Raw genomic sequence first — 19,160 nt, forward strand, 5'->3', positions numbered from 1 at the left:
CATGTCATTTCAATGGATTGTAGGCAGAGCGGGATCCGGCAAGACCCGCAGGATGTACGGGGAAGTGGTCCGCAAGTCCCTGGAGGCCGCAGACAGGACATTCCTTGTCCTGGTGCCGGAGCAGTTCACCCTGGAAACCCAGAAGGAGCTGGTGGCGCTGCACCCGTCCAAGGGGTTGCTCAACATCGAAGTCCTGAGCTTCCAGCGGCTGGCCTTCCGCCTCTATGACGGCCTGGGGACGGGAGAAAGGAAAATCCTGCAGGAGACCGGGAAAGGCATGGTCATCCGGAGGCTCCTGGGGGAGGAGGGGTATCTGCAGCTCCCTTCCCTGGTGGAAAAGAGGGGCTACCTGGACAAGATGTGCGACCTGCTGGACGAGTTCCAGCAGTATGGAGTCGCCCCCCAGGACTTGGAAGCCGTCCTGGAGGAAGGGGTGGACAAAGTGCTGGGGGACAAGCTGCGGGACGCGGGACGGCTGTATGCACGGTACAGGTCCTACATGGAGGAGCACTACCTGACCCTGGAAAGCATCCTGGACCTGTTGCCGGAGGCGGTGGAGAAGGCCGACTGGATGGAAAAAGCGGAAATACACCTGGATGGATTCCATGGATTCAACCCCAGCCAGACCAAGGTGCTGGAAGCGGCCCTGCGCAAGGTTTCCCATGCGTCCATATCCCTCCTGGTCGACCCGGAACTGGTGGAAGGGCGAGGGGAACCGGAAGACGGAAGCGGGGAACTCTTCCAGGAGAGCCTGGAAACATGGCGCAGCGTGGAGGCGTTGCTCCATACCCTGGGGGTGGACCGGCTGCCCACCATCAGGCTGGAGGTGGAGGAGGGGAAGCGGTTCCGGAGCAAGGCGTTGGTCCATCTGGAAAAGAACCTGTTCCGCTACCCGTATGCGAAGTTTGCGGGAAAGCCTGCAGGCATCCATCTGGGGTATGGAGCCCACATGCGGATGGAAGTGCGGGCCATGGCGGACACCCTCAGCAGGCTTCTGCAGGAGAAGGGGCTCCGCTACCGGGATGTGGCGGTGCTGTGCACCGACCTGGAGGGATACAAGCCGGTCATCCGGCGCACGTTCGAACAATATGGGATAGCCGTGTTCATGGACCAGAAGAGCAGGGTGCTGGAGCATCCTTTTTTCCGGTTCCTTTTTTCATCGCTGGACGTGGTGATCCGGGACTTCCGCTATGAGGATGTGTTCGCGGCGGTGAAGACCGGGTATCTGCCTCTGGACCAGGCGGCGGGAGACCGGCTGGAGAACTATGCCCTTGCCTGGGGGATCAAGGGAAGGAGGAAGTGGTCCGTCCCCTTCCACAAACCGGTGCCCTATGAAGGCCCCGGGGAGGACCTGGCCCTGGAGCGCCTGGAAGGGAGCCGGGCACAACTGTGGGAAGCCTACCGGAGCCTGGGGGAATCCCTGGCGGGTTCCAGGAAGGTCCGGGGGAAGGCGGAAGCCCTCTTCCGTTGGATGGCTTGGCTGGGTCTGGAGGAACGTCTGGGGGAGGAGGCCCGGGATCTGGAAGCCAAGGGAAGGTTGGAGGAGGCCCTGTTCTACAAAAGGATCTGGCCCGCCGCCCTGGAGCTTCTGGACCAGATGGTTGAAATCCTGGGAGGGGAAGGCGTCGGAAACCAAGGCTTTGCGGACCTGCTGGAGGCGGGAGCCTCCCGGGTAGAGCTGGGGTTGATTCCACCGGGCCTGGACCAGGTGGTGGTGGGGGACCTTGAGCGGACCAGGATCAAGGAAGTGAAGGTCCTCTTCGTGCTGGGGCTGAACGAGGGAAAGGTACCCAAAGGAGACCGTCCCCCAGGCTATCTGACAGACCAGGAGAAGGCCGTGCTCAAGGGCCGGGATGTGGTGCTGGCACCCGACCGGAAGCAAATGCTGATCCGCGACCAGCTGAACATCTATGGAGGGTTCTGCAGGGCCGGGGAACGGCTGTACGCAAGCTTCGCCCAGGCCGACCTGGAAGGGAAGGCCCTGCGCCCTGCGCCCCTGGCCAACAACCTGCGCAAGATGTTCCCCCAGGCCAGGGTCACCGATTTCGCAAAGGCCTATGAGGGACGCTTTGTGGTGAACAGGCCCCTTCCAACCATGATGCACTGGCTCTCCATGCTCAGGGACAACCGCAGCGGAAGCTTCGCAACCCAGGCCAAAGCATTCCATGCCTGGATGTCCGGACAGGAGGCCTATGCCCCCCTAATGGAGAAGGCGCTCCAGGGCATGGCCCATGAGAACAGGGAAGCGCCTCTGGATGGGCGGATTTCCGGGCTGCTCTATGGTCCCGCGCTGGTGAACAGCGTGTCCAGGCTGGAGCAGTTCGCCGGCTGCCCCTTTTCCCATTTCGTCAAGTATGGCCTCCAGGCAAGGGAACGTTCCCTCTATGGTGTGGCTCCTCCAGACATGGGGAACCTTTTCCACAAGGCATTGGAGATCCTGGTCCGGGAACTGATGGAGGAAGGAAGGGACCTCTGTGGCTTGGATCCCGAACAGAGGGACCTGCGGGTGGAGGAGGCCGTCAGGAAAGCCTTGGATGCAGAGGTGCGGGATGTTTTCAGAAGCACCTTCCGGACCGGATACCTGGTCAAAAGGCTGACCAGAATCCTGAAAAAATCCGTCTGGGCCATGCAGGTCCAATTGGGGAAGGGGGATTTCAGGCCCTACAAGGCGGAGTACCGGTTCGGCGGCGGAAAGGACCTGCCCCCCAGCCTCCAGGTCCCGCTGTCGAACCGGACCGTCATGCGGCTGCAGGGAATCGTGGACCGGGTGGACATCTCCCAGGAAGGGGACCGCTGCTGGCTGAGCGTAGTGGACTACAAGTCGGGCTCCCGGGATTTGGACCTGACGGCCCTCTACCATGGACTGCAGCTCCAGCTCTTCGTATACCTGCGGGCGCTGCTGGAAATCGAGTCCCTGGAGCGGACGCAGGAAGTCCTGCCCGCCGGAGTCTGGTATTGCCAAATCCAGGATCCCATGCTGAAAATGGAGGGGGAGCCTACGGAAGAGACCCTACGGCAGGAAACGGAAAAGGCCTTCAAGCTGAAAGGACTTGTTCTGGAAGAGGAGGAGGTCTACAGGCGGTATGAAAGGGACATGGGCAGCCGTTCCACCGTCATCCCCGTCTCCTTGAACAAGGATGGGAGGGTCTCCGCCGCCGCCTCCACAGCGACCCTGGAGGAGTTCGCCGCCATCCTGGAGTATGTGGGTGGGAAGGTGAAGGAACTGGGGGACGGCATCGTGGAAGGGAACATCGCCATCGTTCCCTACAAATACCAGGAGAGGAAGGCCTGCGACTACTGCGCCTATGCGGGCATCTGCCAGTTTGATGAGGGTTTGAGGGAAAATGCCTATAAATTGATCAAGAAAAGTGAAAAAGAACAGGTGATGTTGGACATGAAAAACAAAAATGAACAGTAAGTTATCATAGATATTGCCAAAAATGTAGACAGTTTCCATCTGATGTGCTAAATTAAGAACATCAGGTCCAAATGGACCAGGGAACGTGGAGCGCAGAATCCATAGGGAAAGGAGACGGAGGATGGAAGAGATCATCAAGAAGATCATCGACATCGAATACCAGGCCCAGGCGGTCCTGGACGAGGCGAAGGAATTGAAGGAGCAGACCGACAAGGAACTGCAGGAAAAGCTCAAGGCCCTGAAGCTGAAGTCCGGAATGGACGCTAAACTGGAGATCGAACGCTACCGCCAGCAAGAGTTGAAGGAATTCCAGCGGTTCGAGGAGCGGGAAGCGGAAAAGACCCAGAAAATCCTGCGGGCCATGGAAGACCGGCGCAGGGAAATGGCCGATAAATGGAAAGAAGAACTGGTGGAATCAGTCCTTAAGAGGTGACGCTATGCTGGATATGTTTCGATACAGCCATCTGAGCACCAAAGTCCGGGCCATGCGGGGAAAGATGCTGACCAGGGAGGATTTCCAGCAGCTCCTGCAGAAGAGGAACGTGCGGGATGTTGCCCTCTACCTGAAGCACAACACCTATTATGCGGATGCGCTGGCAACCGTGAATGAAGACGACGTGCACCGGGGGTATCTGGAAATCCTCTTCTACCGGTCCCTGATCGGGGATGCGCTGAAGATCGCCCGCTACCTGAAGGGCGGGGAGCAGGCCGTCTACCGGATGGTGTACCGGAAACAGGAGATCGAGGACTTGAAGAAGATGCTCCGGATCCTTGCCACAGGCAACAACCTGACGGAAATCGACCGGAAGATCCTCTTCATCAGCAAATACAGCAAAATCGACTTCAACAAGACTTTGAAGGCGAACGATGTCCGGGAACTGGTGGATTCGCTCCACGGAACCCGTTTCTATCCCATCCTGAATCCGTTGGTCCGGGAGGACGGCGGCATCGACCTGTTCGCGGCGGAAATGGCCCTGGACGGCTATTACTACGACCGGACCTTCGAGCAGGTCCGGTCCTACCCGAACGGAAGCGGGCGGGAGATGATCGAGGAGATGCTGGGCCAGGAGGTGGACTTCAAGAACGTGCTGATGATCTACCGGGGGAAAAGGTACTACAAGGTCGGCAGGGAAGTTCTCCAGCTGTATCTGATCCCCTACCATTACGCCTTGAAAAAGGAGGATTTCGACAAGATGATCGATGCGGATTCTGCCGAAGAGGTGGTGCGCATCGTCTCCAGGAAGCACCGGATGATGAAAATCGTTGATTTCACCGAAAGCGAATGGGAGCGGCAGTACAACCAGAAGACGACGAAAGACATGTCCAGAAGGATGCGGGAAACACCCTTTTCCTTCGCACCGGTGCTTGCGTATCTCTTCCTGAAGGAAATGGAAATCGTGAACATCACGACCGTGGTGGAAGGCATCCGGTACCAGGTGGACCCCAAGGAGATCAAATCCATGCTGATCGGAAATTTCGGCGGGGAGGCATAGGGAGGACCATGGAAAGGAGGTAATCGCGTGGCTATAGAAAAAATGCATTTCGTGAGCATCGCAGGTCCCAAGGAGAAGATGAACGACGTGCTCATCCAATCCCTGGGCGGGAGCGAGCTCCAACTGGTGAATGTCCTGTCCGTGCTGGACGAGGATTACGGAGTCAAGGGAATGCATACGGAAAACCCGTATGACACCCTGCTGGCCAAGATGGACGACCTGTTCGCCATGGAGGGGATCAAGGTCGAGTGTGGAAAGGACCAGGAATGCCCCACCATGGCGTTGAAGGACGTGGAGGAAGAAATCCGGTCCTACGAGCAGGTCATCAACAGCATGCAGAAGGAAATACAGACCACCAGGGAAGACCTGAGCAGGAAGATGCAGATGCGCAACCAGATCCTGCCCATCCAGGACCTGAACATACAGGTGGACAAGCTGTTCAACTTCAGGTTCCTGAATTTCCGTTTCGGACGGATGCCCAAGGCCAATTTCTTCAAGATGCAGGAGTACATCGAAGACCGGCAGGTGATCATGTACAATGTGAAGCTGGAGGGGGATTTCGCCTACCTCATGTATTTCATGCCGGAGAAGGAAAGCGCAGGCATCGACAACCTGTTCAAGTCCCTGTTCTTCGAGCGGATCTGGATTTCGGACGAGGTGAAGGGATACCCCAAAGAGGCCCTGGGAAGGGTGGACCATGAGATCGCCATCCTAAACACCCGGATCCAGGAGGTGGAGGCCCAGTTCAAGGACTTCTTCACCACCAACCGGGAGCGGCTGAAGGAAATACACATCTTCCTTTTCCAACTGAACCAGGTCTACGGGGCCCACAAGTACCTTGCCCAGTCGGAACGCGCCTTCTTCCTGGGGGGGTGGGTGCCGGGGAACAGGCTGGAGGCCCTCAAGGAGAGCCTGGAAAAGCACCATGCGGTTTCCTACATGGTGGAGGAGGCCCAGGCCGTCCGGAAGGCGCCTGTGCCCACCAAGCTGGAGAACAACGGTTTCTTCCGTCCTTTCGAAGCGCTGGTGACCATGTACGGCACGCCGGGATACAAGGAACTGGATCCCACCCCCCTGGTGGCCCTGACCTACATCCTCATGTTCGGCATGATGTTCGGGGACCTGGGTCAAGGTCTGGTGATCGCCGGCCTGGGCTGGTGGCTGTTCAAGAAAAAAGGCGTCAAGCTGGGCAGGATCATGGCGTATCTGGGGGGCATGTCGGCGGTGTTCGGCCTGGTCTACGGATCCGTGTTCGGGAATGAGGAGGTCATCGGGGAACTGGTCCCGTTCCTGCCCCTGATCCATCCCATGCACGAGATGACCACGGTCCTGCTGGGAGCGGTGGGCTTCGGAGCCTTCCTGCTGCTGGGGGCCATGCTGTTGAACATGCTCAACGCATGGAGGGCCGGCAAGGTGGGGAAGATGCTCTTCGACAGGAACGGACTGGCGGGAATGGTGTTTTATGTGGCCCTGCTGGTCCTGGGGGTCCGCATCTTCCAAGCCAAGGCCATACCGTTGGCCTATGTGCTGCTCCTGCTGGTGCTGCCCTTCCTGATCATGCTGTTGGCCCATCCATTGGAGCGGCTTCTGGCCAAGGAGGGCAACCTGTTCCCGGAAGGGAAGGGGCAATTCTTTGTGGAGTCCGGCTTCGAGATGATGGAGACCCTGCTGGGGTTCCTCAGCAACACCATCTCCTTCATCCGCGTGGGAGCCTTCGCCATGAACCATGTGGCCTTCTTCATGGCCTTCCACATGCTTTCGGACATGATGGAGGGCGCCGGGAGCATTGCGGTCATGGTGTTCGGCAACATCCTGATCATCGTCCTGGAAGGCATGATCGTGGGCATCCAGGGACTGCGTCTGGAATATTATGAACTGTTCGGCCGCTTCTTCACAGGAGAGGGCATTGAATTCAAACCCTTTAACATGAACGGATGACGTAAGGAGGATTTTCGTATGACAACAATTTTGATTGTGGCATTGGCCCTTGTGGCAATCACCGTAGGGTATGGCACCTATGCGGTCAAACATTCGGTGGAAGACAGGAAGGTGAAGCGGTTCCTGGGAATGAACGTCACCGCCTTCGCCTTGCTGATGGTGGGCGCGACCTTATGGCTGCTCAGCGGAAACACCGCCTTGGCGGCGGATGCCGCGACAGCGGTGGCCGGTTCCTCGGACGGCCTCCGCTACATGGCTGCTGCCCTGTCCGTAGGCGCCGCCAGTGTGGGTGCGGGGATTGCGGTTTCCGTTTCCGCCGCGGCGGCCATTGGAGCCATCAGCGAGAACCCGGCCCTTTTGGGAAAGACGATCATCTTCGTCGGACTTTCCGAAGGGATCGCCATCTACGGCCTGATCGTATCCATCATGATCCTGGGCAACTAAAAGGGACAGAAAAGCGGGGATGATAGCATGCGGATGTTCTTGATCAGCGACAACATCGACACCCTGACAGGCATGCGTCTGGCGGGGGTGGAGGGGGTCGTCGTCCACGAGAAGGAAGAAGTCCAGAGGGCCATCGACCAGGTGGTTTTGGACCGGAGCGTTGGGATCCTGCTGGTTACAGAAAAACTGGGCAAGCTGGTTCCGGAGAAGATTACACAGATCAAGCTGGAATACCATTTGCCCCTTGTGGTGGAAATACCCGACAGGCATGGAACCGTGCGTACAGCCGATTCCATCACCAAATATGTGCGGGAAGCCATCGGTCTGAAGTTGTGAGGTGTTCAAATGAGCAAAATGGATGAAAAGATAGCGGAGTTCGCCCGGGACATCATGGCGGAGGTCCAGGAGAAGAAGGCAAAGATCCTGTCGGAATTCGAAAAGGAAAACGCCTTGGTCTACGAAAAGAAGGAAGAGGAATATCTGGCCCAAGCCTACGAAATCATCCAGGAAGGCATGCGCAAGGTTGAAAGGGAAATCAACGAGCTGCAGTCCAAGAAGAAGATGGAAAACAGGGGGAAGCTGCTCCACAAGAGGACGGAAATCATCGACAGCGTCTTCCGGGGGGCCGAAAAGGAATTGGCGGCTTTCGCCGCGTCGGATGCCTACAAGGAGTATCTGATGGGAATGTTGGACAGGAACCTGGCGGCCACAGGGAAGGAACAGGTGACGGTCTACCTGTCCGCCCAGGACGCGGTCCTGGCGGAAGAGATCAAAGACAAGTACAAGGTGCTGGTGACGGTGGAGGACAGGAATGCGAACATGATCGGCGGCTGCAAAATCTATGATGCGGCGCGCAATATTTTCATCGATGACTCTTTTGCCAAAAGGCTGGAAAGCCAAAGGGATGAATTCATGAAAAACTGCGACTTGTCGATCGAGTAAAGGTGGTGGATGGATTGAAAGAGAAAGGAAAGATCGTCGGCGTCAACGGGCCGGTCCTGACAATCGGAGGCAGCAGGGCTTTCGAGATGATGGAGATGGTGTACGTGGGCTGGCAGAAACTGATCGGCGAGGTCATTGCCATCAACAGGGACAATGTGATCGTGCAGGTCTACGAGAACACCACGGGACTCAAGGTGGGGGAACCGGTGTACTCTTCGGAAGAGCCCATGTCCCTGCAGCTGGGTCCCGGCATCGTGGGAGGCGTCTTCGACGGCATCCAGCGTCCCCTGCCTACGCTGGAAGCCCTTACCGGTCCTTTCATCGGCCGCGGGCTGGACACCCAGTCCCTGGATCCGGAACGCTACTGGGACGTGGAAATAACGGTGAAGGTGGGGCAACAGCTGGAGGAAGGGGTCGTCTACGCCCTTGTCCCCGAGACGGGGCTGCTGACCCATAGGGTCATGGTCCCTCCCGGCATGGGAGGAACCGTGGTGGAGACCGTTCCGGATGGGGAATACAAGGTGAACGACACGGTGGTCACCATCAAGAACAGGTTCAGCGAGCTGGTCTCCCTGTCCCTCTGCCAACGCTGGCCGGTCCGGAAACCCCGGCCGTTCCGTCTGCGACACCCGCTTACCAAACCGCTGGTGACGGGACAGAGGGTCATCGACACCCTCTTTCCCATCGCCAAGGGAGGAGCGGCTGCGGTGCCTGGAAGCTTCGGGACCGGAAAAACCATGACCCAGCACCAGCTGGCCAAGTGGAGCGATGCGGACCTGATCGTCTACATCGGCTGCGGAGAGCGGGGGAATGAGATCACCGAAGTGCTGGAGGATTTCCCCAAACTGACTGACCCCCGTTCCGGAAGGCCTCTGATGGAAAGGACAATCCTCATCGCAAACACCTCCAACATGCCAGTGGCGGCCAGGGAAGCTTCCATCTACACCGGCATCACCATTGCGGAATACTACAGGGACATGGGATACCATGTGGCCATCATGGCGGACTCCACATCCCGTTGGGCGGAAGCCCTGCGGGAGATCTCCGGCCGACTGGAAGAGATGCCGGCGGAAGAGGGGTTTCCGGCGTACCTGCCCTCCAGGCTTTCCCAGTTCTACGAGCGGGCAGGCTATGTGGAGAACCTGAACAGGTCGGAAGGCTCCGTCAGCATCATCGGCGCCGTATCCCCCCAGGGAGGGGATTTCTCCGAGCCGGTCACCCAGAACACCAAGCGTTTCATCCGCTGCTTCTGGGCTTTGGACAGGCAGTTGGCCTATTCCAGGCATTATCCGGCCATCCATTGGCTGACCAGCTACAGCGAGTACACGGAGCTGCTGGAGCCATGGTATGAGAAGGAGGTGGCGGAAGGGTTCCAGGCCAACCGGAAGGAAATCCTCCGGATCCTCCAGGAGGAAAGCAAGCTGATGGAAATCGTGAAGCTGATCGGATCGGACATCCTGCCGGAAGAGCAGAAGCTGACCCTGGAGGTGGCCAAGCTGATCCGGGTTGGCTTCCTGCAACAGAACATCTTCCATGACGTGGACACCTTCGTGACCATCCAGAAACAGTACAAGATGATGCGGATCATCCTCCATGTGCAAAGAAGGATGCGGAATGTGGTGGAGGCGGGGATTCCGGTTTCCCAAATCCGCAAGACCGGACTGCTGGATGAGTTGGTGAAAATGAAGTATGCCATCCTCAACCAAGACTTGACCCCCTTCGTGGCCCTCCATGAGAAGATCGACACGGTATGCGACGAGGTCATTGAAAGCTACAGAGGGTTTGAAAGGACGAGAAGCTCATGAGCATAGAATATTTAGGCGTGCGGGAAGTCGCCGGATCCCTCATCGTACTGGAAGGGGTCCGGGACGCCTCCTACGAGGAAATGGTGGACATCCAGCTGGCCAACGGGGAAAGGCGCAGGGGCAGGGTCATCGAGATCCGGGAGGACGTGGCCGTAATCCAGGTCTTCGAGGGCACCACGGGCATCTCCAATTCCAACACCCGGACACGGTTCCAGGGGAAGGCGCTGGAGATTCCCCTCTCCAAGGAAATCCTGGGAAGGACAATGGACGGCCTTGGAAGACCCATCGACGGCCTGGGTCCCATCTTTCCCCAGGTGCACTGGGATGTGAACGGGAACCCCATCAACCCCATCTCCAGAAAATACCCCCGGGACTTCATCCAGACGGGCATCTCCGCCATCGACGGATTGACCACCCTGATCCGGGGGCAGAAGCTGCCGGTCTTCTCCGGCAACGGGCTGCCCCATGACGCGCTGGCGGTGCAGATCGTGAAGCAGGCACAGATCAGGAGCCATGGCAACGGGGACCAGCGCTTCGCCGTGGTCTTTGCCGCCATGGGCGTGAAGAACGACGTGGCCCAATATTTCAGGAAGAGCTTCGAGGAAAGCGGGGTCCTGGACAATGTGGTCATGTTCATGAACCTGGCCAACGACCCTGTGGTGGAAAGGATCGTCACCCCCCGGTGCGCCCTGACAGCCGCGGAATACCTGGCCTTCGAGCACAACATGCACGTGCTGGTCGTGCTGACGGACATGACCTCCTACTGTGAGGCCATCCGGGAGATCTCCTCCTCCAAGGGGGAAATCCCCAGCAGGAAAGGGTATCCCGGATACACCTACAGCGACCTGGCATCCCTGTACGAGCGCGCCGGCATGCTGAAGGACAGGGAAGGCTCCATCACCCAGATTCCCATACTCACCATGCCGAACGACGACATCACCCACCCCATCCCCGACCTTACGGGCTACATCACCGAGGGCCAGGTGGTTCTGGACAGGAGCCTGCACCAGAAGGGGATCTATCCCCCCATCATCGTGCTTCCGTCCCTCTCCCGCCTGATGAAGGACGGCATCGGGGAGGGGTACACCCGGGAAGACCATCCGGACGTGGTGAACCAGCTTTTCGCCAGCTATGCGAAGGTGCAGGAGGTGAAAGCCCTGGCGGCGGTCATCGGCGAGGACGAGCTGTCCCCCACGGACAAGCTGTACATGGAATTCGGGAAAGCATTCGAGGAACAGTTCGTCGCACAGACCCAGGAGGAGAACCGGGTCATCGAAGACACCTTGGACATCGGATGGGACCTGCTGGGAATCCTGCCCAGAGGGGAACTGGACCGTCTGACGGAAGAACGTTTGGACCGGCACCACAAGCCGAAGACAAAGGATCGTGATTAGAAATGGACAATACCCTTTTTCCCACCAAGGGGAACCTCATCGTGGCAAAGAACACCCTGGCCTTGTCCCAACAGGGGTACGGACTTCTGGACAAGAAAAGGAACATCCTGGTGCGGGAGATGATGGAACTAATCGACACCGCCCAGACGATCCAAAGCCAGATCGACTCCACCTTCAGCGCCGCGTACAAGGCGCTCCAGGACGCCAACATCAAGATGGGCATCCACACGGTGGAGCAGATCGGAAACTCCGTCCAGGAAGAGGACCGTATCGAAGTCAAGGTGCGGAGCATCATGGGGGTGGAAATCCCGGTTCTAAACAAGCTGGAGAACCGGCGGATCCCCATGTATGGATTCGCCCGGACCACCGTATCCTTGGATGAGGCCCACAACAATTTCGAGCGGGTGAAGATGCTCAGCATGCAGCTGGCGGAGGTGGAGAACGCCATCTACCGTCTGGCCGTGAACATCAAGAGGACGCAGAAGAGGGCCAACGCCTTGAAGAATGTGACCATCCCCAAATATGAGAAAATCACCAAGGAGATCCAGAACTTCCTGGAGGAAAAGGAAAGGGAGGAGTTCTCCCGTCTGAAAACCATCAAGACAAGAAGGTGAGGCGCGCAGGAATGCGCGCTTTTTCTACCTATGGATTCCCCGGGGGTTCTGTGATATAATAGCTGGGTATTCACGACAAAACAGATCAAATGATGCCCCTTTTCAAGGGGTTGGGAGTTCCTATGGATAAAGAGAAGATTATCATGCACGTGCGGGGAATCCTGGAGGCCATCGGGGAAGACCCCGACCGGGAAGGCCTAAGGGACACCCCCGCCCGGGTGGCCGGCATGTACCAGGAGGTTTTCGCCTCCATCCACCTCTCCAACGAGGAGATTGCCAGACAGCTGGATGTGACCTTTGTGGACGAGCTGGAACTGGAGGAAATGCATGAGGACCTTGTGCTCATGAAGGACATCGGATTCTTCAGTTACTGCGAGCACCACATCGCCCTGATGTACAACATGAAGGCGACGGTGGCCTATGTGCCCAAGTCCAAGGTCATCGGCCTGAGCAAGGTGGCCCGAGCGGTGGACATGGTGGGAAAACGCCTGCAGCTCCAGGAGCGGATCGGATCCGACATCGCCCATGTGCTTTCCCTGATCCTGGACACAGAGGATGTGGCTGTGGTCGTGGAAGCGGAGCACAGCTGCATGACCACCCGGGGGATCCGGAAACCGGGAACCAGGACACTGACGACCACTTTCCGCGGACGCTTCAAGACGGATCCCGACCTGAAGAACAAGTTCTATGCGCTATACAAATAAGTTCCTGATGATCGACCACCATGATTCCTTCACCTACAACCTGGTCCGCTATTTCAAGGAACTGGGGGAGGACATGGTGGTCCTTTCCCATGACCGGATTTCTCCAGAAGACATCCGGTCCATGGACCCGGTGGGCATCGTACTCTCCCCCGGTCCCAAGAGTCCCCTCCAGACAGGTCCCACACGGGAGCTGGTCCGGAACCTGGCCGGTCGGGTCCCCATCCTGGGCATCTGCCTGGGGCACCAGACCATCGCCCATGTGCTGGGGGCCACCATCCGCAGGGGGGACAAGCCCATGCACGGCAAGGTGACACGGATCCTCCATGACGGGAAAGGGGTGTTCCGGGGAATCCCCGACGGATTCCTGGCGACCCGCTACCATTCCCTGGTGGTGGACCCCCGGAACTTGCCGGCCGGACTTGAGATCACCGCCCGGGCGGAGGACGGGGCGGTGATGGGGATCCGGAACAGCGGACTCCTCCTGGAAGGGGTCCAGTTCCATCCGGAAGCGGTGCTGACGGAGCATGGGCACGCGCTGCTGAATAACTTTGTGGGCAGGTGCAGGAAATGAGAGAACCAAGAATTGAAGAATTCCATACATCCCTGGAACCGGATGCGGTCTATGGTGCGTTGGCCGGAAGGGAAGTCATTTTTCTGGACAGCGCCCGGGAAGGGGAACTGGGACGGTTTTCCATCATCGGACTCCATCCTTTCCAGCGGTTGCAGGTCCGGGAGGGGAGGGTGCTGCTGGAGGACGCCCAGGGAAATGCCAGCGTCCTGGGGGGGGACGTCTTCCAGGAATTGCAGAAGCTTCTGGAGATGCATCCCCTGGAGCCGGTGGAAGGGCTTCCCCTGGCGGGGGGCGCCCTGGGATATTTCGCCTACGACCTGTCCGGGGAAATGGAGCAGGGCCTTCCTCCTTCCCGGTCCCTGGTGGAGATTCCCCAGGCTTACTGGGTTTTCTACGACAACCTTGTGGTGATGGACCGACGGGAGAAAAGGACTTGGCTTACAGCCATGGGCGTGCTGGCGGATCCGGCGGAGTCCATCGATGGGATCGGAAAGATCCTAAAGGCCCGTGAAGCCGGAAAATCCGGAGAAGGGAAGGAATGGACGGAAGGAGGCGGCACCTTCACCTCCCCGTTCACCCCGGAAGCCTATATGGAGGCGGTGGATCGGATGCGCTCCTACATCCTGGACGGGCACATCTATATCGGAAACCTGACCCACACCTTCCGAGGCTCCTATGCCGGCGACCCCTTCGCCGCCTACCGGAGGCTGCGGAGCTTCAACAGCGCCCCTTTCGGGGCTTTTCTTCCTTTGGAGGGATTCGCCGTCCTTTCCTCCTCGCCGGAACGCTTCCTGGAGATCAGGCAGGGCAGGGTGGAGACCCGGCCCATCAAAGGGACCCGGCCCCGGGGGAGGACTCCCGGGGAGGACCAGGAGAACAGGAAGGCTTTGGAAGAAAGCGGAAAGGACCGGTCGGAGCTTCTGATGATCGTGGACCTGGAACGGAACGACCTGAGCAAGGTCTGCCGTCCGGGGTCGGTGGAGGTGAAGGACCTGTTCACCATCGAGTCCTATGCCACCGTCCACCATCTGGTGGCGGGGGTCACGGGATTGCTGGAGGAGGGGAAAAGCCCCCTGGACTGCGTGCGGGCCTGCTTTCCCGGAGGCTCCATCACGGGAGCGCCCAAGCGCAGGGCCATGGAGATCATCGCGGAACTGGAGCGCCACCAAAGGGGCCTGTATACGGGATGCATCGGCTACCTGGGCTTCGACGGGTCGGTGGACCTGAACATCGCCATCCGGACCATCCTGTTGAAGGATGGCCAGGCCTATCTGGGGGTAGGAGGAGGCGTGACCTGGGAATCGGATCCCGCGGCGGAATACCAGGAGACCCTGGACAAGGCCGCCGCACTGTTCAAGACACTGGAAGCGAAGGAGGAGGAACCCCATGTGGATCATCAACGGTAGGAAGACGGACGACCCCAAGGTGGAGTTGGACGGAGGCTACTTTTTCGGATACGGGGCATTCGAGACCCTTCTGGCGGAGGCGCCGCCGGTGTTCCTGAGGATGCACCTGGAACGCCTCCACCGGGCCCTGGATGTTCTGGGAATCGGCCGCCGGGTGGAGCCCTGGGAAGTGGAACAGGCGGTGGAGCTGCTCTCCTGCCGGGGGCAGGTGCTGAAGGTGGCCGTGTCCGAGAAGAATACGGTCTTTTCCGCAAGGCCCAATCCCTACAGGCAGTCGGACTACGCCCAGGGGGCGGTCCTGGGACCTTCGTCGGTGGGCAAGAACAGCCTCTCGCCGGCGGTCCGGATCAAGAGCCTGAACTATCTGGAAAACCTTCTGGAGAACCGGAAGGCCAAGGGGCAGGGGTGGTCGGACGCATTTTTCCTTAACGAAAAGGGCTGCGTCACGGAAACGACCACGGCCAACCTCTTCTTCCTCCAGAACGGGAAGCTGCATACGCCGGCCTTGGAAAACGGACTGCTGGACGGGACCGTCAGGAGATGGCTGCTGGAGGAAGGGCAGGGAAACCGTTTGCCGGAAGGCTTGGCCGTGATGGAGGGAAACTACGGTCCGGAGGCGTTTGCGGCGTCGGAAGGGGTGATCATGACCAACAGCGTGCTGGGGGTGATGGCGGTGTCCTCCTGGGAGGGGAGGGAGCTTCCCAGGCCGGAGGTCCTGGAAGCTGTCCGCCGGCATTACGGGGAGGCGACGGAATGGAAAGGGTGAACAGGATCCTGCGGGATCCCGCCTTCAAGGAGATCTTGGACAGGATTGGAGAACTGGAGGCGGACCGGATCTTTTGCGGCCATGGGTTGGGACACTGCATGGATGTGGCCCGGATCGCACAGATACTGAACCTGGAGGAAGGGGTCGGGATCGAGAAGGAACTGGTCTATGCCTGCGGATTGGTCCATGATGTGGGGCGATCCGTGGAGGACAGGGGAGGCGTGCCCCATGCCCAGGCGGGGGTAGGAGTTGCCCGTGCCCTGCTGGAAAGGGCGGGGTTCCTGGAGGAAGAGCGGAAGGAGATCCTGGAGGCGGTGGCACAGCACGGGAATCCGGAGGCGGCCGGCAGGAAAGACCTTTCCGGCCTCCTCTACAGGGCGGACAAGCTTTCCCGCCAGTGCCATCTCTGCCGGGCGGCAAGGGAATGCGACTGGCCGGAGGGGAAGAAGCAGAAGGAATGGAGGGTATAGGGAGATGACAGAAGGGAAACCTTGGAAACTGAAGAGGACGGACCGCGCCCTGGTCATGGGCATCCTGAATGTGACGCCGGATTCCTTTTCCGATGGGGGAAGGTTCAACCGGGTGGAGGATGCGGTGGCCCGTTGCATGGAAATGATCGGGGAAGGGGCGGACATCATCGACATCGGCGGGGAATCCACCCGTCCTGGGCACAGTCCCCTGTCGGAGGAGGAGGAGATCGACCGGGTGGTTCCGGTGGTCGAAGGGATCCGGAGACGGACAAGCCATCCCCTGTCCATCGACACCTCCAAGGCGGCGGTGGCGGAAGCCGCCATCCTGGCCGGTGCGGACATGGTCAACGACGTCTGGGGATTCAAGCGGGACAAGGAAATGGCCCGGGTGTGCGCAAGGCACCGGGTGGTCTGCTGCCTGATGCACAACAGGGAACCGGAAGGTCTGGACGTCTACCGGAACCTGGAACCCCAGGCCTATGTGGAGCTTGTCTGCAGGGAATTGTTGGAAAGCCTATCCATCGCCCGGGAGGCGGGGATCCGGGAAGAGGACATCCTGCTGGATCCGGGTGTGGGGTTCGCAAAGACGCGGGAACAGAACCTGCTGGTGATGAAGCACCTGGACAGGTTCGTGGCCATGGGGCATCCCGTGCTGCTGGGCACGTCCAGGAAATCCGTGATCGGACTTACGCTGGACCTGCCTGTAGACCAGCGCCTGGAGGGAACCCTGGCCACCACCGTCCTTGGACGGATGTCTGGATGCACGGTTTTCCGTGTGCATGACGTGAAGGAGAATGTGCGGGCCCTGCGGATGACGGAAGCCGTCCTGGCGGCGGGGAGCGGAGGGGAGAGTGGATCCCATGGAGGATAGGATCATCATCAAAGGCCTGGAGGTGTTCGCCTTTCATGGCGTCCTGCCGGAGGAGACAAGCATGGGACAGAAATTCATCCTGGACATGGAGGTCTTTTTGGACCTGCAGTCGGCAGGCTTGACGGACCGGCTGGAAGGAACCCTGCACTACGGCCATCTGAGCCGGGAGGCGTTGGAAGCCTTCCGGAAGGACACCTGCCAGCTGATCGAGGCGGCGGCGGAGAATGTCTGCCACGCCCTGCTGGAGGGGCATCCCCAGATCCGGGAGATCCTGCTGACGGTGAAAAAGCCCCGTGCCCCCATCCATCTGCACCTGGAGTATCCGGCGGTGCAGGTGCGCAGGAAGTGGCACCGGGCTTATGTGGCATTGGGCTCCAACCTGGGGGACCGGGAGGAGACGATCCGGCAGGCGCTGGAGAGGATGGGGAAGGAGAGGGGAATCCGGCTGGGCCGTTGCTCCACGTTGGTGGAAACGGAACCGGTGGGCTACCTGGAGCAAGGCCCCTTCATCAATGGGGTGGTGGAGCTGCGGACCCTGCTGGAGCCTGCCGTATTGCTGGAAAAGCTCCAGGAAATGGAAAATGCGCTCCATAGGGAGCGCATCATCCGTTGGGGTCCCCGGACCATCGACCTGGACATCCTGCTGTACGACGACCTGGTTCTGGAGGGAGGGGATTTGATTGTTCCCCATCCTAGAATGCTGGAAAGGGGATTTGTGATGGAGCCCTTGAAGGAGATTGCCCCCTACGTGCTCCATCCGCTGGAAAGGAAACGGATCGGGGACCTCTGGCCTTAATCCACTTCCTGGACTTTCATCAGGTTGGTCTTGCCGGTGACGCCCAAAGGCACGCCGGCGGTGATGACCACCAGGTCCTGGGATTTCAGATAGCCCATCTTCTTTGCGACTTCCACGGACTTGTAAAACAGGATGTCGGAAGAGGATTCCTTCATCATCAGGATGGGCTTCACGCCCCAGTACAGCTGCATCTGCCGCTGGGTCTGCGCGTTGGTCGTGGTGGCGAACACCGGAACCTTGGGGCGGAACATGGAAAGCATCAGAGCCGTGCGTCCGCTGACGGTGGGGGAGATGATGGCCTTTGCGCCCAGATACATGGCCGTGCTGCAAGTGGCATAGCTCACCGCGTTGGTGACGCTCTTCTCCCGCATGCTCACGATCTTCTGGAAGACCAGCTCGTAGTCGATGGTCTCCTCGGCGGATGCCGCAATCTTGCGCATGATGGACACCGCGTTCACGGGATAGGCTCCTGCGGCCGTCTCGCCGGAAAGCATGATGGCATCCGTACCGTCCAGCACCGCATTGGCCACGTCGGAGACTTCCGCGCGGGTGGGGCGTGGGTTCTTGATCATGGACTCCAGCATCTGGGTTGCGGTGATTACAGGGGTCGCCGCCTTGTTGCATTTTTCAATGATCGTCTTCTGGGCGACGGGGATCCTTTCGGGAGGGATTTCCACACCCAGGTCTCCCCTGGCCACCATGATGGCGTCGGATGCTTCGATGATGGCATCGATGTTGTCCAAGCCTTCCTGGTTCTCGATCTTGGAGATGATCTTGATCCCCTGGCCGCCATGCTGGTCCAGCAGGGCGCGGATCTCCAGAACATCCTGGGCGTTCCGGATGAAGGAGGCTGCGATGAAATCCACGTCCTGCTCCACGGCGAATTTCATGTTCTCCCGGTCCTGTTCGGAAAGGATGGGGAGCTGCAGGCTGATGTTGGGCACGTTCACGCCCTTCTTGTTCTTCACGGTTCCACCGTTCTTCACCAGACACTGGATGTCCGTACCTTCAATCGCCACCACTTCCATCTCGATCAGGCCGTCATCCACAAGGATGGAGGAGCCCACCTTCACATCCTTGTAAAGTTCCGGATAGTTGACGCAGAAGGCGTGTTCCGTGCCTTCGAAGTCCCCGTTGCTGACGGTGATCATCTGGCCGGACTGCAATTCCACAGAACCGTTGACGAAATCCTTTGTGCGGATTTCGGGTCCCCTGGTGTCCAAAAGGATGGCAACAGGCTCACCCAGCTCCTCGCGGACCTCCTTGATGAGGTCGATCATGACTTTGGCGGTGTCTCCGGTATTGTGCGAAAGGTTGATGCGGGCGATGCTCAATCCGTTCAAGACAAGCTGGGAGAGCGTCTCCTTGTTGTCGCATGCGGGTCCGATGGTACAAATGATTTTGGTTTTCGTCATACGGAATCTCCTCGTTTTATATGTATTTAAACTCATGCACTATTATACATGAAAAGGGGTGGCCTGTGTTGTAAATTTCCTTAAATTGGCGTGCCAGGGAAAAAAAGAGGTTT

At 59.0% G+C, this 19,160-nt stretch carries 18 protein-coding genes; 17 read left to right on the forward strand and 1 reads right to left on the reverse strand.

What is annotated here, in order from left to right; translation table 11 throughout:
- Position 1: 1 nt before the first annotated feature.
- The 17 genes from GXN74_RS02055 (at position 2) to folK (ending at position 17,632) form a co-directional block, all read left to right on the forward strand.
- Complete coding sequence (locus tag GXN74_RS02055; protein ID WP_162369261.1) at positions 2 to 3,418, forward strand: PD-(D/E)XK nuclease family protein; 3,417 nt, start codon at positions 2 to 4, stop codon at positions 3,416 to 3,418.
- 121 nt (positions 3,419 to 3,539) lie between these two features.
- Positions 3,540 to 3,851, forward strand: a complete 312-nt coding sequence (locus GXN74_RS02060; protein WP_162369262.1) for a hypothetical protein — start codon at positions 3,540 to 3,542, stop codon at positions 3,849 to 3,851.
- A gap of 4 nt (positions 3,852 to 3,855) precedes the next feature.
- Positions 3,856 to 4,911: a V-type ATPase subunit gene (locus GXN74_RS02065; protein ID WP_162369263.1), complete on the forward strand. Its 1,056-nt coding sequence runs from the start codon at positions 3,856 to 3,858 to the stop codon at positions 4,909 to 4,911.
- 27 nt (positions 4,912 to 4,938) lie between these two features.
- Entirely contained in the window at positions 4,939 to 6,849 is a 1,911-nt protein-coding gene (locus GXN74_RS02070; protein ID WP_162369264.1) for a V-type ATPase 116kDa subunit family protein, read from the forward strand.
- Between the two features lie 18 nt (positions 6,850 to 6,867).
- Complete coding sequence (locus GXN74_RS02075) at positions 6,868 to 7,293, forward strand: ATP synthase subunit C (protein WP_162369265.1); 426 nt, start codon at positions 6,868 to 6,870, stop codon at positions 7,291 to 7,293.
- Between the two features lie 27 nt (positions 7,294 to 7,320).
- A complete protein-coding gene (locus tag GXN74_RS02080; RefSeq protein WP_162369266.1) occupies positions 7,321 to 7,629 on the forward strand; it encodes a V-type ATP synthase subunit F in 309 nt (102 codons plus the stop codon).
- A gap of 9 nt (positions 7,630 to 7,638) precedes the next feature.
- On the forward strand, positions 7,639 to 8,235 hold the full coding sequence (locus tag GXN74_RS02085; RefSeq protein WP_162369267.1) for a V-type ATP synthase subunit E: 597 nt from the start codon (positions 7,639 to 7,641) through the stop codon (positions 8,233 to 8,235).
- Positions 8,236 to 8,249: 14 nt separating this feature from the next.
- Positions 8,250 to 10,040: a V-type ATP synthase subunit A gene (locus GXN74_RS02090; protein WP_162369268.1), complete on the forward strand. Its 1,791-nt coding sequence runs from the start codon at positions 8,250 to 8,252 to the stop codon at positions 10,038 to 10,040.
- Positions 10,037 to 11,434, forward strand: a complete 1,398-nt coding sequence (locus tag GXN74_RS02095) for a V-type ATP synthase subunit B (protein WP_162369269.1) — start codon at positions 10,037 to 10,039, stop codon at positions 11,432 to 11,434. The genes GXN74_RS02090 and GXN74_RS02095 overlap by 4 nt, the downstream gene beginning before the upstream one ends.
- Before the next feature lie 2 nt (positions 11,435 to 11,436).
- Positions 11,437 to 12,048: a V-type ATP synthase subunit D gene (locus GXN74_RS02100; RefSeq protein ID WP_162369270.1), complete on the forward strand. Its 612-nt coding sequence runs from the start codon at positions 11,437 to 11,439 to the stop codon at positions 12,046 to 12,048.
- Positions 12,049 to 12,170: 122 nt separating this feature from the next.
- The gene (gene folE, locus GXN74_RS02105; RefSeq protein WP_246208553.1) at positions 12,171 to 12,752 is read left to right on the forward strand and encodes a GTP cyclohydrolase I FolE; all 582 of its coding nucleotides are present in this window, start codon (positions 12,171 to 12,173) and stop codon (positions 12,750 to 12,752) included.
- The gene (locus GXN74_RS02110; RefSeq protein WP_162369271.1) at positions 12,736 to 13,323 is read left to right on the forward strand and encodes an anthranilate synthase component II; all 588 of its coding nucleotides are present in this window, start codon (positions 12,736 to 12,738) and stop codon (positions 13,321 to 13,323) included. Before folE ends, GXN74_RS02110 begins: the two co-directional genes overlap by 17 nt.
- Positions 13,320 to 14,729, forward strand: a complete 1,410-nt coding sequence (pabB, locus tag GXN74_RS02115) for an aminodeoxychorismate synthase component I (protein ID WP_162369272.1) — start codon at positions 13,320 to 13,322, stop codon at positions 14,727 to 14,729. The genes GXN74_RS02110 and pabB overlap by 4 nt, the downstream gene beginning before the upstream one ends.
- Positions 14,710 to 15,495: an aminotransferase class IV gene (locus GXN74_RS02120; protein ID WP_162369273.1), complete on the forward strand. Its 786-nt coding sequence runs from the start codon at positions 14,710 to 14,712 to the stop codon at positions 15,493 to 15,495. The genes pabB and GXN74_RS02120 overlap by 20 nt, the downstream gene beginning before the upstream one ends.
- Complete coding sequence (locus GXN74_RS02125) at positions 15,483 to 15,965, forward strand: HD domain-containing protein (RefSeq protein WP_162369274.1); 483 nt, start codon at positions 15,483 to 15,485, stop codon at positions 15,963 to 15,965. Before GXN74_RS02120 ends, GXN74_RS02125 begins: the two co-directional genes overlap by 13 nt.
- Before the next feature lie 4 nt (positions 15,966 to 15,969).
- Entirely contained in the window at positions 15,970 to 16,836 is an 867-nt protein-coding gene (gene folP / locus GXN74_RS02130) for a dihydropteroate synthase (RefSeq protein WP_162369275.1), read from the forward strand.
- Positions 16,826 to 17,632 (forward strand): 2-amino-4-hydroxy-6-hydroxymethyldihydropteridine diphosphokinase, encoded by an 807-nt coding sequence (folK, locus tag GXN74_RS02135; RefSeq protein ID WP_162369276.1) that lies wholly within the window; start codon positions 16,826 to 16,828, stop codon positions 17,630 to 17,632. Before folP ends, folK begins: the two co-directional genes overlap by 11 nt.
- Here folK and pyk read toward each other — a convergent pair.
- Entirely contained in the window at positions 17,629 to 19,047 is a 1,419-nt protein-coding gene (pyk, locus tag GXN74_RS02140; protein ID WP_162369277.1) for a pyruvate kinase, read from the reverse strand. The two genes, folK and pyk, sit on opposite strands and share 4 nt — an antisense overlap.
- Positions 19,048 to 19,160: the final 113 nt, after the last annotated feature.

Source organism: Anaerotalea alkaliphila (assembly GCF_010179735.1).
GTDB classification, from domain to species: Bacteria; Bacillota; Clostridia; order Lachnospirales; family Vallitaleaceae; genus Anaerotalea; species Anaerotalea alkaliphila.

Coding starts and splice junctions, on each gene's coding strand:
- GXN74_RS02060 (WP_162369262.1), top strand. CDS start 3,540: ATGGAAGAGATCATCAAGAAGATCATCGACATCGAATACCAGGCCCAG.
- GXN74_RS02095 (WP_162369269.1), top strand. CDS start 10,037: ATGAGCATAGAATATTTAGGCGTGCGGGAAGTCGCCGGATCCCTCATC.
- GXN74_RS02125 (WP_162369274.1), top strand. CDS start 15,483: ATGGAAAGGGTGAACAGGATCCTGCGGGATCCCGCCTTCAAGGAGATC.
- folK (WP_162369276.1), top strand. CDS start 16,826: ATGGAGGATAGGATCATCATCAAAGGCCTGGAGGTGTTCGCCTTTCAT.
- GXN74_RS02110 (WP_162369271.1), top strand. CDS start 12,736: ATGCGCTATACAAATAAGTTCCTGATGATCGACCACCATGATTCCTTC.
- GXN74_RS02100 (WP_162369270.1), top strand. CDS start 11,437: ATGGACAATACCCTTTTTCCCACCAAGGGGAACCTCATCGTGGCAAAG.
- folE (WP_246208553.1), top strand. CDS start 12,171: ATGGATAAAGAGAAGATTATCATGCACGTGCGGGGAATCCTGGAGGCC.
- GXN74_RS02080 (WP_162369266.1), top strand. CDS start 7,321: ATGCGGATGTTCTTGATCAGCGACAACATCGACACCCTGACAGGCATG.
- GXN74_RS02075 (WP_162369265.1), top strand. CDS start 6,868: ATGACAACAATTTTGATTGTGGCATTGGCCCTTGTGGCAATCACCGTA.
- GXN74_RS02065 (WP_162369263.1), top strand. CDS start 3,856: ATGCTGGATATGTTTCGATACAGCCATCTGAGCACCAAAGTCCGGGCC.
- pyk (WP_162369277.1), bottom strand. CDS start 19,047: ATGACGAAAACCAAAATCATTTGTACCATCGGACCCGCATGCGACAAC.
- GXN74_RS02120 (WP_162369273.1), top strand. CDS start 14,710: ATGTGGATCATCAACGGTAGGAAGACGGACGACCCCAAGGTGGAGTTG.
- GXN74_RS02055 (WP_162369261.1), top strand. CDS start 2: ATGTCATTTCAATGGATTGTAGGCAGAGCGGGATCCGGCAAGACCCGC.
- pabB (WP_162369272.1), top strand. CDS start 13,320: ATGAGAGAACCAAGAATTGAAGAATTCCATACATCCCTGGAACCGGAT.
- GXN74_RS02085 (WP_162369267.1), top strand. CDS start 7,639: ATGAGCAAAATGGATGAAAAGATAGCGGAGTTCGCCCGGGACATCATG.
- folP (WP_162369275.1), top strand. CDS start 15,970: ATGACAGAAGGGAAACCTTGGAAACTGAAGAGGACGGACCGCGCCCTG.